The 13322-nt window shown below is 56.2% G+C and carries 13 protein-coding genes; 5 read left to right on the top strand and 8 right to left on the bottom strand.

Going from position 1 to position 13322, the window contains the following annotated elements:
* Positions 1 to 32: 32 nt before the first annotated feature.
* Together BLU74_RS18005 and BLU74_RS18000 are read right to left on the bottom strand one after the other, a co-directional pair.
* The gene (locus BLU74_RS18005; protein ID WP_245705835.1) at positions 33 to 1454 is read right to left on the bottom strand and encodes an argonaute/piwi family protein; all 1422 of its coding nucleotides are present in this window, start codon (positions 1452 to 1454) and stop codon (positions 33 to 35) included.
* Positions 1451 to 2857: a hypothetical protein gene (locus BLU74_RS18000; RefSeq protein WP_139175895.1), complete on the bottom strand. Its 1407-nt coding sequence runs from the start codon at positions 2855 to 2857 to the stop codon at positions 1451 to 1453. Before BLU74_RS18000 ends, BLU74_RS18005 begins: the two co-directional genes overlap by 4 nt.
* A gap of 97 nt (positions 2858 to 2954) precedes the next feature.
* On the opposite strand from BLU74_RS18000, the gene BLU74_RS17995 reads away from it, so the two are divergent.
* The gene (locus BLU74_RS17995; RefSeq protein ID WP_089769859.1) at positions 2955 to 3764 is read left to right on the top strand and encodes a hypothetical protein; all 810 of its coding nucleotides are present in this window, start codon (positions 2955 to 2957) and stop codon (positions 3762 to 3764) included.
* A gap of 291 nt (positions 3765 to 4055) precedes the next feature.
* Positions 4056 to 4538, top strand: a complete 483-nt coding sequence (locus tag BLU74_RS17990; protein ID WP_089769857.1) for a hypothetical protein — start codon at positions 4056 to 4058, stop codon at positions 4536 to 4538.
* A 474-nt stretch (positions 4539 to 5012) separates the two neighbouring features.
* On the opposite strand, the gene BLU74_RS17985 is transcribed toward BLU74_RS17990, so the two are convergent.
* Positions 5013 to 5444, bottom strand: a complete 432-nt coding sequence (locus tag BLU74_RS17985; protein ID WP_089769855.1) for a helix-turn-helix domain-containing protein — start codon at positions 5442 to 5444, stop codon at positions 5013 to 5015.
* Positions 5445 to 5576: 132 nt separating this feature from the next.
* Here BLU74_RS17985 and BLU74_RS17980 point away from each other — a divergent pair, with 132 nt between their 5' ends.
* Positions 5577 to 6152 carry a DUF8170 family protein gene (locus BLU74_RS17980; protein WP_089769853.1) on the top strand — a complete coding sequence of 192 codons (576 nt, stop codon included), beginning with the start codon at positions 5577 to 5579 and terminating at the stop codon, positions 6150 to 6152.
* 46 nt (positions 6153 to 6198) lie between these two features.
* On the top strand, positions 6199 to 6639 hold the full coding sequence (locus BLU74_RS17975) for a TRAM domain-containing protein (protein ID WP_089769890.1): 441 nt from the start codon (positions 6199 to 6201) through the stop codon (positions 6637 to 6639).
* Positions 6640 to 6727: 88 nt separating this feature from the next.
* On the opposite strand, the gene BLU74_RS17970 is transcribed toward BLU74_RS17975, so the two are convergent.
* The 4 genes from BLU74_RS17970 to BLU74_RS17955 form a co-directional block, all read right to left on the bottom strand.
* Positions 6728 to 6940 (bottom strand): SUI1 family translation initiation factor, encoded by a 213-nt coding sequence (locus tag BLU74_RS17970; protein WP_235853656.1) that lies wholly within the window; start codon positions 6938 to 6940, stop codon positions 6728 to 6730.
* A gap of 199 nt (positions 6941 to 7139) precedes the next feature.
* Positions 7140 to 7793, bottom strand: coding sequence for a hypothetical protein (locus BLU74_RS17965; RefSeq protein WP_089769851.1), 654 nt, complete (start codon positions 7791 to 7793; stop codon positions 7140 to 7142).
* Between the two features lie 12 nt (positions 7794 to 7805).
* Positions 7806 to 9725: a heavy metal translocating P-type ATPase gene (locus tag BLU74_RS17960; protein WP_089769848.1), complete on the bottom strand. Its 1920-nt coding sequence runs from the start codon at positions 9723 to 9725 to the stop codon at positions 7806 to 7808.
* Between the two features lie 4 nt (positions 9726 to 9729).
* A complete protein-coding gene (locus BLU74_RS17955; protein WP_089769846.1) occupies positions 9730 to 9945 on the bottom strand; it encodes a heavy-metal-associated domain-containing protein in 216 nt (71 codons plus the stop codon).
* A gap of 197 nt (positions 9946 to 10142) precedes the next feature.
* On the opposite strand from BLU74_RS17955, the gene BLU74_RS17950 reads away from it, so the two are divergent.
* Positions 10143 to 10667, top strand: coding sequence for an ArsR/SmtB family transcription factor (locus tag BLU74_RS17950; RefSeq protein WP_089769844.1), 525 nt, complete (start codon positions 10143 to 10145; stop codon positions 10665 to 10667).
* Positions 10668 to 10770: 103 nt separating this feature from the next.
* Here BLU74_RS17950 and BLU74_RS17945 read toward each other — a convergent pair whose 3' ends face one another.
* Positions 10771 to 13074 carry a nitric-oxide reductase large subunit gene (locus BLU74_RS17945; RefSeq protein WP_089769842.1) on the bottom strand — a complete coding sequence of 768 codons (2304 nt, stop codon included), beginning with the start codon at positions 13072 to 13074 and terminating at the stop codon, positions 10771 to 10773.
* Between the last annotated feature and the right edge of the window lie 248 nt (positions 13075 to 13322).

Below are 13322 nucleotides of genomic sequence, written 5' to 3'. Positions count from 1 at the left end.
GTCTATATTGATTCTGTTATTGTTTGACGAATTTACATATAGTAGTAATATTGCTTGTCGGCTTCAACAGGGTCAATCCCTTGTTCAGAGATTACGTTGCTAACTTTCCGCGGAACCTTGAGAGTGATCGGTTCCTTGACGGCGAAATCGGATGTATTCCAATCTAACTTCGTCAGGAAGAGGATTTCTTCGCAGAGTGTTTTATAGTCGCTCTCGGTTTGGATATCTGGTCTGATTTCAATCGGTTCAGGAATGTTACTCCCTTCATAGGTCGCCACCTCTGGGACATACCCCGTGGTGTAGAGGTAGTGGACGTCGTCGTCAGGAACGGAAAGCAACGTTCCTCGAAGTGGCGGGAAGTCACCGTCCGGGAATAATCTCACTCCCGTCCCACGGGTTCTGATGTGAACATAATCGTGCAATCTGACCTCTTCCGCACCGGCCTGGACGCCTTCGCGTTCCTCGTCCCAAAACGGAGAGGACTTGTGAATGACTATCCGCTCAGGAACCGAGCCGCGGTTCCGTTTTTTGTAGTAGTTGACAATCTGTTCAGCGATGTTCTCAGCTCCCTTTTTCGAGACGTGTGGTTGCCCGTTTTCGTCCTCTGAGATGTCTTTCAATGGCTCGCTCTGGATGATGTTATAATCTTTCCTGGCGAACACGTGCGCTAATGCCGCACGAACAACGTTCCCATCTCCATCCTTGTCACGGTAAAACGAGAGCCCAGCATAGCAGGTACCGTGGTCCATCTTCTTAGTTTTCCACGGGTGCCCTCGTTGCGCCTTGTAGAGCAATCCGAGACTGAGATTCCATGCTTTCGTCGCTCTGTCCTGCGGAGACGTTGTATTCAACGTCTCTGGCTTGATCAGTTGTGTCGGGATGCTATTCTCCATCCCGGCGATCTTGATTTGGCTATGGAGGTTTTTCCCACCAACAATCACGTCACCGTGTTTGCCGTCTCGTAATTCCTCCATGATTCCGTCTGGAATGCACACAACGATGACGTCGGGTGTCGGGTCATCATCCGATAACCAATCGATCTCCTCTCGAACTAAACTCAGGAACTCTTGGAACTTCCCTTCCTTCGTATTATGTGCCTGCACCGACCGGATCTCGCCCTTCAGAATACGGTAACGCCACCGCTCAGGAAAGGCGATTGATGTGTTCAGGTTGGATCGAGAATTCAACCCAGGAAATGGGATACGCCAAGGACGGATCTTATCGTCGTCTAAATCGGGGTGAATGACAGTGCTCCAATCAAGGAATAGGTCGTCAAGCAATCGAATAGATTCGGCATCACCGATGGCAGCTACGTTGATTGCTTGATGTTCGTTATTCTTTAATCGAGGTCCGTATTCCATCAACCCACGCTTCGGAGAAACGTCCGAGCCTCCGTTGAAATGGATCTCTGGCTCCTCCAGACGAGTGATCTCAAAGGTACCTTGCTCTGTCATTCTGTATCCTCCGGATTGATTGCCCCCTTCAACTGATTTTCAACGAGTTGATTTCGCTCATCACCTGATTCCGGCGGTCGAACGCCCTCTAGAATGAGATCCTCAACCCGCTGGATTTGTACTGTCTGGAGGTTGCTCGGCAGTTTGAATCGGGTTAGAGATTGTTCCAAGGCCAGCTCTGATAACCAGATTTCGACGGTGCTGCTCTTTCGATTGTTCTGTGGGAAATTCCCCGGGTTGAACCGATCTGAGAGGTACTTCTTGCGGTGTCCAGAAACTAACTCTTGACCATCTTTGGTGAATTCCGTTGTCGGGTAGAGGCCGAGATAGTAGTGCTCAGTGAAGAATTTCACAAAGACGGTGACTGAACGGTGCCGAACCTCCCCTGTATCAAGCTGTTGCGTCACCCACTTTCCATTGACTTTGAGGTCTTCATCTTCGTGTCTCATGTACACGCGAGTGTCGCGTCTTTCCCGGTTTACCTCGGCACCTATTCGATTAGCGATAGTTGTCACGATACCTCGAACCAATACCTTCGAAATGTTGACCTCTGTCTCTGAAGGGTTTCTCACCGCAAATTCTCTGAGTGATGTCGCCTCGAACGAGCCCTCAGAGCACATATTGCTTGTTTCTTCATCAAACTCGTCCGGATGCACGAGGCTGTAGATCTCGTTGTTATGGTAATGAATGGGTAGAACATCGTGCGGGTCGTGTGAGTAGAATTTCTTCGTAGTTACTCCATCCGCTGCAGGCACTCTGTAGAGTTCAGGCGGCAATTCAACGACTTGGAGCAGGTTCGATTTATGAATCCCCGATTCACGAACCGGCGCGTAGTTGATCGCGTATGGGTCGTATCTGTACTCACCAGTCTCTTCGTTCCGGCTAATGATTCTCTCAAAATCGCCGATTTCGTAGTCGATCCAGATGTAAGAGTTCTCCAAGAATCGTTTGAACCGACTGGAATCGTGCTTATCCAGAAATGACTGGTACGCCCCTTCAGACTCCTCCTTCATCTTCTCGAAAAACGACTTCACTGCGTCGTCCTTCAAGCGCTTAAATAAGTCCAGCCACAGCTGCTCGTTCGCTGATTTTGATGCGAATAGATTAAATTCGTACCCACGGTACGCGCCTTCCGACCATTGATAGAACCGTTTGGCGAACTCCTCAACGTAATCGTTTGGGCTTAGCCCGCTCTTTTCCGACGAGCGGTACTTCACCTCTGCCACCACTTTAGACCGATTGCCTGCTTTGGGGATGAACACTAAATCTTCGGCTTCGCCTGAATCTTCGGCTCGTGTGTCAAGGAAGTACCCGCGGTGGTTCTGAAACTCAATAACGGCGTCGCTGTAGTCACTTCCCTTCTGAGATGAGGTCTCCCGTCTGTTTCCTTGACGAACCGGCACAAGCCAGTAGAACCAGTGTTAAGTCTTAAAACTTGCAGGTCACCTACCATGCGGGTTTCCCCATACCATTAAATGTGGGTAGTTAGAAGGCTCTTTTATGAGAAATGGCCAATTGAGTCTCATCAGGGAATTCCTGGAAGAGAACCACATCTACGAGGACTTACCCGACAAGGCCATTCACAAACTCTCTTACCTGGTCTATAAGCACTCACAAGACCGTGGAGTAGATCTCTCAATCCCGTACTTTTGGTACAGGTATGGTGTATTGACCCAACAGCCCACATCGAGTACTTCAGAACCGTCTTCCCCTAGCTTGGATTCTGATGAGGAAGAAACGGTGAACAATGTTGCCGAAATGGTGCTTAAAAAGTACTACAGTTCGTCTCTCAAGGAAATCACCGATCTCACCTACAAGGACGCCCCATACGAAGTATTCCGTCACTGGAGAGAACTGGATAAACAAATCAGCAGGCTTCAGGACAACTACAACCCCTTCTTCGATAATACGCCGATCCGCGAAGAAATTGAGGACAAGATCGAGCGAGTATACGACTCATTCCCTGTTTCGGAGTTCCCTCAACACGAAACCGACATTTCGACATGGTACTTCTCGATGATCCGCGAACTCGACATGGGGTTACAGAACGTAGACCGATTACATGATGTGAATACGGTATTCTGGGGTATTTTCACACTCAGCGTGGCACAGAAACACCGGTACAATATGACGGAAGACGAAGTGTTGCAAGCCCTCGGGATCACATCGTTTGAAGCAGAACTCAAAGAACGTCGAAGTCTGTTACGAAGGTTAGAACGAGATGGACTCGATGACCGCTTCGACGAAAGTAACGACGAGCTCACCGCTACGACAGACGCCGTAATCGAACCTGTTTTGGAATCCCTATAGGAGATACTCATGAAACGCGAACTCTTCGTAGATACTAATGTCCTGCTGGGATTAACATTTTACAGCGACCGCTGGTTCCGAGAAGCTCGACTATCGTACGATAACGGGCACGAGATCCACGCGAGCGATCTCGTCGTCTACGAATACTGTTGTAGTCCACGTCCCTTCCGCCAGCCACCGGCCAACCCTAGTGAATTGGACATTGATTGGTCACATGATCAAGGACTGGTTGGCAGGATACGAAAGCGCTTGTCAAAACCCTACCGAGAGTATCGTGGCACGGTCCGAAGAATGTCGGATGAAGAATTGACGCTGGAGAATGTGGTTCAAGAGTTCATCAACAAATTCGAGATACGAGAACAGGCAGAGCCCCAGATACGCGGCGAGTTTGAGAAAGAATTCGCTGACAAAGCAATCACCCGGCAGTACGTCAACGAGTTCGCCTCGGAACTGATCGACAAGATCCTCCGCGCTTCAGACGTGATGAAACAGAACTTGGCGGAGCAAGTTGAAGTCTATGATTCCAAGTATCACGTTGCTGATGAGGACAAGCAGAAATGGAAAGAATTCCCGGAGAAAACCCCCTGTGAACCCGATTTATCGATCATCGTTGATGCTACACAGGTGATCAAGGAGAACAGCGTCAACACCGTCCTTTCTGGCGACTCCGACATATTAGCCTTGCAGGAAATTGCGAACTCGTACTTCGGTTTCAGCATCCTTTCGATGGCTGATGAGTACTCTGTGACCCACGAAAAGAGGGTAGATACGTGATATCCTCAAATGACTAACTGCGGGGGCCTTGTTGAAACCCTTCGTCGATGACATTCAAAAGAAGTGCCCCCCGAACTGTTCACGAGCAAAGCGGCTGAAACTCTCTGTCAGACAAAACCGCAAGACAGGATGAGGGTTTTAACAGAGCCTCCTTACCGAAAACGTGAGGGAAATTCGTTTGTCAACCATCTCTTAGCACCTCTCCAGACATTCTCTTTCTCGATTGTTGTACCAGTCGTTTCTAAGCCTCCCCACCGTCTCTAATTCGGAGTTGAACTGTGCTTTGCTATGCCGAAATAGTGGGCAGCGCACAGCCTCGGAGGATGGAATTGATGCGTGCCTTCTGTTACGATTCATCTGTTCTGAATCGAAATCGAGACTGATCTCCATTGTGGGCTTTGCGCTGGTTACATTTCCAGAATATCTCGAATGTCGAGCTCTCCGTTCAGCAAAACGCACGCTCCGCGGTCTATTTCAGTTCCGTTCATCTGGACGGTCGACGGCTTCGGCGGCTTTGATCTCGTCTGTTTTCTCGACTTCGGCGAACAGCTCTCGGTATGCGCCGGGCTCGAAGAGGTTGTTTTGGTCGAACAGCTCGCGGGCGGCGTCGGTAAGCTGAAAGAATCGGTAGGGAAGCCCCCGTTCGAGCCCCTTGCGGTCCCGTTCGACGACCTCGATCAGTCCCACCTCCTCCAACCGGATGAGGTGGTCGGTGAGTGTCGACGCTGCGACGCTCGGATTGTAGTATTCGAGTTCTTTCTTCGAGGGCGCCCCTTTCGGATGACCGACGATCGTCCCGATGATATTCGCGCGGGTCGTGTCGTCGAGGGTACCCAACGCTGCGATCGGGTCGAGGCCGGTCGCGTTCTCGGCTGGCGTGAGCGGGGTGGCGTCAGGCCGGGACATTATGTATGGGTGTTTGTCCCCCGGCCGGATAACCATTTCGGTGAAAACCGAAGTGGTATCTAGAGTGCTGGGGCATTCCACTTCCGGTCGTATTTCCGTACCGTTAGGTGGCGGTGGTGAATCCTACCCAGTATGACCAACGACGACGCTACCCGTGCCGTCATCGACAAATTGGGCGACCAGCCCGGTGAGGCGCTCACACCCGAGCGGGTCGAGGCGATCCAGACCGCGATGCACGAGGACCTCGGACGGTTCATCAACAACACGTCCTACTTCGTTCTCGGTTCCTACGGGGAGGAGCAGCGGCCACGATTGGAGGCTGTTCGCGACCAACTCGCGAGTGATGCTGCAGCCTCGAACTCTGATGACGGGGTCGACGCGTTCCTGATGGACGATATTCTGGACGTCTCGGAGTTCTTCACGTCGAAATTCAAGCTGCTGGTCAGCTACGCGGACCATATCGTCGGGGTGTACGAACACTCCCAGGGCGGGCACGCGTGGGAAGCGGGCTACATCGATCAGCCGACCTATCGGGAGCGAACGCGAGCCTTCTATCGAACGTACGAGACTGAGGAGGAACAGTACGCGGCCTACGACGGGATGTTCGCACACTATCTCCTCTCGATGGAGCGGGTGGATCGTGCGTACACGTGGACGACGCCCGAGGACCTTCGTGACTATATTGAGGATGCTTACGCGCCCGACTGACGGCGTGAGGAACGATTATTTGCGTCGGATACTGAATCTTCTCGTGATGGTCGACATCCCTGATACACTTCGCTTGGTATCTACTGCGAATATTGAGTCCGACGACGGGGGCTACACATTCGAGATTCCAGCGAGTGAGATACGTCACGACGGTATTCAACCCGGTGAGACGTATCGAATCGCTGTTCTCGAAACCGGGCATACAACAGTGCGATCCGATACGCAGTCGGCGGACAGATCGTCTGAGACCTCCCCGACCACTCAGGAGCAGGGACCCCCCGAGCCGCCTGTTGAAGAGGGTGAGATTCGGGAGGTGACGATTGAGACGATTGGTGACCAGGGCGACGGCATCGCGAAGGTTGACCGCGGTTACGTCGTGATCGTTCCGGAGGGGCAGCCCGGTGACGAACCGACCGTTGAGATCGAACAGGTGCAACAGAACGTCGCCTTTGCTACGATCGTTGAGCCGGACCCCCGAACGCTGTGAGTGCTCCTCTACCAAATCGTTTAGTTGATGCTGTCGGTAACGACGGAACCAGTGGAGTGTTCTACAGGATATGAAGAATCGTACTGTTTTATCTGACGGAGTATCCGTTTGCTTTGAGAAGTTCGCGGACGCGTTCCTCGTGATCGCCCTGGAGTTCGATGTGCCCTTCTTTGACGGTGCCACCAGTTCCAAGTGTAGATTTCAGTTCTGAGGCGAGTGAGTCGAGATCGGTGCCACCTTCGAACCCCTCGACGACGACCATTTTCTTTCCATACCGGCGTTCTTCCGTTCGGACAGTCACCTGTTCTGTCGCCCGATCGAGATCAGCGAGCGGATTGCCCCATCGAATCAGTAGCGTAGATAATTTCGATGAGATGGTGCGAGAGCGGTATTCTCATATCAGGCTGGAGAGTTAGGAGACGTTGCTATCGAGGCGCTCGAAGATATCGACAGTATACCGCAGTGAATTCATATAGCGTACGAGGGCTGCACTGTCGTGTTCACACCGCTTCGACGGTGAACAGCGAGTCGTCGTTGAGGACGACCTGCACGCGCCGGTGCCAGGCCTCGGCGAATGCCGCCCGCTGCTCCTCGCTCGCGGACCCCTCTAGAATCCGCTGGAGATTCCCGATTGCGGGGCCGCCGTCGGGAACGTCGCTGACGTGGTAGGTCACTTCAACAGTCTCGTCCGTATCGGTTCGCCGGAACCGGAACGTCGGTTCGTGCGTGCCCGGGTCGAACGCGTCGAAGACGAGGAGATCACGACGGCTCCCGTGACCACCGGCGAGCCCGCTGAATCCGTCGTCGTCGGTCGCGCCAGTCACGTACGAAATGATGCGCCCCATCACGCCGTACGCAGCATCGTCTCGCGGGCCGGCTGCCTGGACTTCGATTTCGCTTCGGATTGGATAGTCGTCGGGATACAGGGCATCGAGCCCGAGCTGGACGATCCGGTAGGCGCCCGAGGCAGTCGGACAGGAGTGACCGGCCTCTTTCACCGCGTCCGTGTAGGTGACGACGAACGGATCGCCTGATGTGAGGACGCCGAGGGCCTCCGCGACGGGGTCGCGGATTTCGATCGGGTCGGCGTCGTAGTCGACCTGCCAGTCGGTGCTAGTGTGCGTCGCGTCAGTCGCAGGTGAATTTGTTGTCATTGGTTGTGGTGATTAGTGTCGGAGCAGTCGCATCCCGTTGAGGATGACGAGGAGAACGCTGGCTTCGTGGACGAGCATCCCGGCGGCGAGCGTGACGTAACTGGTGAGCACGCCAGCGAGCAGGACGGTCACGGTCAGCACCGCGAGCCCGACGTTCTCGAGGACGTTCCAGCGCGTCGCCTTACTGAGTGCGACCGCGTACGGGATGCGTTCCAGGTCGTCGGCCATCAGCGCCATGTCCGCCGTCTCGATGGCGGTGTCCGTGCCGGCAGCGCCCATCGCGATACCGACGTCGGCGGTCGCCAGCGACGGCGCGTCGTTGATGCCATCGCCGACCATCGCAACGACGTGGCCGTCGGCCTGGTATTCTTCGATGACGGTCTGTTTGTCCTCGGGAAGGAGTTCGGCGCGGTACTCGTCGATGCCCACCTCCCCTGCGACGGCACTTGCCGTCCGCTCGTTGTCGCCGGTGAGCATCACCGTCTCGATGCCGGCATCTTGAAGCGCCGCTACGACGCCAGGAGCGGCCTCTCGAAGTTCGTCGCGCATCGCGATCACGCCGATGATGCTGCCGTCTCGCACGACGTGGACGACCGTCTCACCGCGTTCCTCGCGGCCACGGACGTACTCGGCGATGTGATCCGGGATGTCGATGCTGCGGTCGTCGAGCAGCGCCCGGTTCCCAACGACGACCTCGTGGCCGTCCGTATGGGCGACGACACCCTTGCCGGCGACCACGTCGAAGTCATCCGGATCCGGAACCGACCGGTGTTCGGCGCTCGCGGCATCGGAATGGGCGATCGCAGTTCCGCCATCGGTTGCGGCGGTCGGACGATCGCGTGCTGCGTCGACGATGGCGTCGGCGAGGTGGTGTTCGCTTTTCTTCTCGGCAGTCGCCGCGAGCGAGATTACCTCGTCGTCGTCGACGCCGAACCCCTCGACGTCGGCGACGGTGGTCTCACCTTTCGTGAGGGTGCCGGTCTTGTCGAAGGCAACGAGGTCGATCTTGCCGGCACGTTCGAGGTGTTCGCCACCTTTCATCAGGACGCCCGACCGGGCGGCGTTCCCGATGGCCGAGACGATACTGACCGGCGGTCCGATGACCAGCGCGCCCGGACAGCCGATGACCAGCAAGGTGAGCGACAGGATCGCGTTCTGCGTGACTGCGTACGCGCCGATTGCGAGCACGATGACGGCTGGGGTGTAGTACTTCGCGAACCGGTCGATGAGACTCTCCGTGGGCGACTGGGCCTCCTGGGCCTCCTCGACGCGGCGGATGATGCGCTCGAGCGTCGTATCCGAGCCCGCACCCGTCGTCCGGACCTCCAGTGCGCCTTCCTGGTTGACCGTCCCCGCGTAGACTTCGTCACCGTCGGCCTTGTGAACGGGCGCGCTCTCGCCGGTGACCGGGGCCTGATTGACGGCACTCTCGCCATCGACGACGCTCCCATCGACCGGAATCTTGCCGCCCGGTTTCACGATGACAACTTCACCCTCCTCGACGTCGCGGGCAGGAACTTCTTGGAGGTCTCCGTCGCGACGGATGGTCGCCGTGTCGGGCGTCATCTCCAGAAGCTCCTGGAGTGCCGTCCGGGTCTTCCGCATCGTCCGGCCTTCTAGGTAGCTGCCGAGGCTGAACAGGAAGACGACGGCGGCAGCTTCCCAGTATTCGCCGATGACGATGGCACCAATGGCCGCCAAGGTCACGAGCGTCTTGATGCCGAGCGTTCGGTTGGTGACCTCGTAGTAGGCGGTTTTGGCGATGTCGTAGCCGCCGATGATCGCCGCGAGGATGAGAATACCGGCACTCGCGGTATCGAAGCCGGTGAAGTGGCCGAGGCTCCAGCCGCCACCGTAGAGCAGGCCGCTGGATGCCGTAACGATGGCTTTCCGGTTCTTCCGGTAGTACTGTGTTATCGTTTGTGCGTTCATTGATCTAGGCGGGCTGGGGCGTGTAGCCCTGGTTTTCGATGGCCTGTGCGAAGGCGTCGGGGTCAGCGACGTCGTCGTCGTACTCGATCTCGACTCGGCCGGTCGTGTAGTGGACTTCCACATTCTGGACGCCGTCGACGTTCGATAGGGCGCGTTCAACGGTGCTCGCGCAGGTCGGGCAGTCGAAGTCCATCACACGGAGTTGGGTTGTCTCGTTCATCACAGTTCTACGTAGCACCCGGACCGCCATATATATTTTTTAAATGATATGTTTGAATAAGGATATAGGTCGTTGGAACAGTTCAATAGGTCGTCTAGGGCTTCGACTCGATCCGACCGCAGGACAGTCGTCCGGTCGAAGCGTTCGACAGTAGTGTTCGCCGCTACCTTTTCCCGCACGTGTCTCACAGTCCCATTATGAGCAGTTCCGCCGGCGACCACCATCTCGACGACATCGCGATCAGGGATACCCGCGTCTCGGATGCCATCGACGAACCAATGCGAGCGATGATCCTCGACATACTGGCCGACCAGGCACGGACGGCAGGCGAGGTTCACGACCGACTTACCGAGCGAGGGATCGAGCGGACCGAAAACACCGTTCGGCACCACATCAACGAACTCCGCGATTCCGGGCTCGTAGACGTCGTCCGCTTCGAGGAAGGACGTGGCGGCACGACGAAGTACTACCACGCGAACACGATCGTCCTCTCGTACTCCTTGCCCGACACCGCTGATGCCGCCGTCGAGGAGATGACCGACGCTATCCAGCCAGAGATTACAGAGGCGCTGAACGAGCTTACGGGGGAGTACGAGGAGTCTATCGAGGAGATAACGAAGGAGATGCAGCCGTGCGATCACTGTCGGAACCAGAAGTACGAGACGTACGTCCTGCTGACCGTCCTGCGGCGAGCGTTCGTCCGCGCTCAGCGGGAATCGTAGGCGAAGACGGGACCACCACGGCGGCGATATCCTCTATCTCGGTCTTCGGAGAGATGATTTCGTACGGAAGATTAGCGTACTGGAATTGACGCTGTGGAGGCCGTTAGTCGTCGTCCTCTGCCATCACCCGGTTGGGAATCGTCCCCTCCTCCAGGGACTCCGCCGGATCCGAGACATCCCGCAGCGTAAACCGCTTTTTCACCATGTCGTAGGCGAACACGAGCGTCCCGATGATGATGAGCGTGTCACCCGGGAGCCGCGCCCAGAACAGGAGTTGGATGATCTCGCTGTTGTAGAAGGCGAGACTCCGAGCGGCACCGTAGGTCTGCGTGAACGCCGTCTCGAGCTGGAGGAATCCGACCGGGAGGACCGAGACGAACACCATGACCGCGAGGCCAACGTTCCAGAGCCAGAACGACCAGCGAAGTCGACGCTCCGTCCACTGTGACGGGATCGTCGAAATGCGGAGCATGTACGTGGCCATCCCCAATGCGAGGAGGCCGAACGCACCGAACATCGCGGCGTGCGCGTGTCCAACGGTGAGATACGTTCCGTGCTCGTAGTAGTTGACGATCGGGAGGTTGATGAAGAACCCGAGCACGCCGGCGCCCACGAAGTTCCAGAAGCCGCTCGCGATGATGAACATGAACGGGAGCGTGTACGGGAACGATTCGTTGCTCGTCGCGAGCGCCCGGTACTGCCCCATCGCCTCGAACAGGATGAGGATGAGGGGAATGAGTTCCAGCGTCGAGAAGATCGTTCCCAACGGGAGCCACATGTCGGGCTGGCCGATCCACCAGTAGTGATGGGATGCGCCGATGACGCCCGACCCCATCACGAACAGGGCCTGGAACGCGACGGCTTTCTCGGCCGAGCGCTTCCTGAGTAGCCCCATCGAGACGAGCGTGAGTCCGATGACGGCGACGATGAAGAACTCGAAGGCGCCCTCGACCCACATGTGGACGACCCACCAGCGCCAGAACTCCGTCATCACGATGTTCGTCTCCGGCGTATAGAACATCCCTGCCGAGAAGAGAAGGCCGATGGATCCACCGGCGTAGATGATCATGTGGGCGAGTCCGAAGCGAGATTCGCGTTCGAGCATCGGTTTGAACCCGCGGTACACGAGGGCAGTCCACAGGACGAATCCGACGAGCAGGCCGACCTGCCAGAGCCGGCCCACTTCGAGGTATTCGAGCCCCTCGTTCCCGATGATCCACCAGAGTTCTCCGTCGATGTAGCCGTGGGACCCGAGCCAGACGCCGGCGAGACCCCCGACTGCAACGACGATGAGCGCTCCGAGCAGGACGTGGATGAAGGTTCGTTGTCGCTTGGGTTCGTGATTAGTGAGAAGGGGTGGGAGGAACAGCCCCGCGCCGAGCCACAAGGCAGCAATCCAGAGGATGCCGAGGTCGAGGTGGAAGGTCTTCGCGAGCGCGAACGGGAATACTTCGACGATATGGATACCAAACACTTCCTCGATCCCGAAGAACGCGTGTCGCTCGATGTAGTAGTGTGCGAGGAGTCCGCCCAAGAAGACCTGTAAGGTGAATAATAACCCTGCGAGCGGGATGAAGCGGGTTGCTGCGCGTTGACTTGGAGTTAGATTGATTTCGTCTGGCGGTGGAATTTCGATGCCCTTGATTTTCGGTTCCGGGAGTTCGACGGATTTGTAGAGGAAGACGCCGAGGCCGACGGCACCGACGAGCAGGACCATACTGATGACGCTCCATATCATCGTCGCACCAGTCGGTGTGTTACCCGCGGCGGGGTTGTACGGCCATTCGTTCGTGAAGCTCGTGTCGCCACCCGGTCGGTCGGTGTGGGATATCCACGCAGTCCAGAGGGCGAAGTCGGCGAACTGACTCGCTTCTTCTTCGGAGCCGATGAAGTCGGCGGCGACGCCGCGGTCGAGTGCGCCCTCGTGGTATCGTTGGACGTACTCGTCGCGGACCTGCTCGTGGGCGTACATCTCCGCTTCGGAGTATTCAATTGTCTCTGCCCCTTCGGTGAACTGTTCGTCGAGGTCGTCTTGGACGAGGCGGTCGACACTCCCCTGCTCAGCCGATTCCAGGCCCGAATACGCTGTATCGTACCGGTCCTGTGCGTAGTAGTCCCGCATGTACTCGACTTTCAGGTCGAGCGTGTCGGCGGTGTAGTCGACCCCATAATATGCGCCATTCCCGAGTATTGACCCGTGGTTCATCAGACTGTTCTTCTGAAACGCGATTTTCCCGGCCTGAACCTGAGATTGCGTGGCGACGGTTTCGCCATCAGGACCGACTACCTCCTGAGGTATTGGAGGGACTTCTTGTGCGGAATAAATCGCACCCCCGCCCATCACGATCAGATTAAATACAAAAACCGTGATTAGGGCTTTTGCGATAGTTTGTCTCGTGATTTGCATGGAAATGCCAATACATTATAGGGACTTGAAACTGCGGGGGTAGCGAATATTCTAGTTCACCGGATATTACTACCCCCTGACGAGCCCTGTAAAAAGTATGAACGCTCACTGCTACGTCAGGCCCAGCCATAAACCCGCTTCTAATAAGCCAATCGCTCTTCGGAAGCAGATTGTTGGTCGGGTAGAGCTGACGCTGTGAAAGCGTAGCGGGCAAGGGCGACGCGTCCGCGTCACCCGAACGCAATGTT

The organism is Halobellus clavatus, from assembly GCF_900107195.1.
Classification (GTDB): Archaea; Halobacteriota; Halobacteria; order Halobacteriales; family Haloferacaceae; genus Haloquadratum; species Haloquadratum clavatum.
Note: the sequence above shows the minus strand (reverse complement) of the source record. Positions and strands in the feature narration are given on the sequence as shown.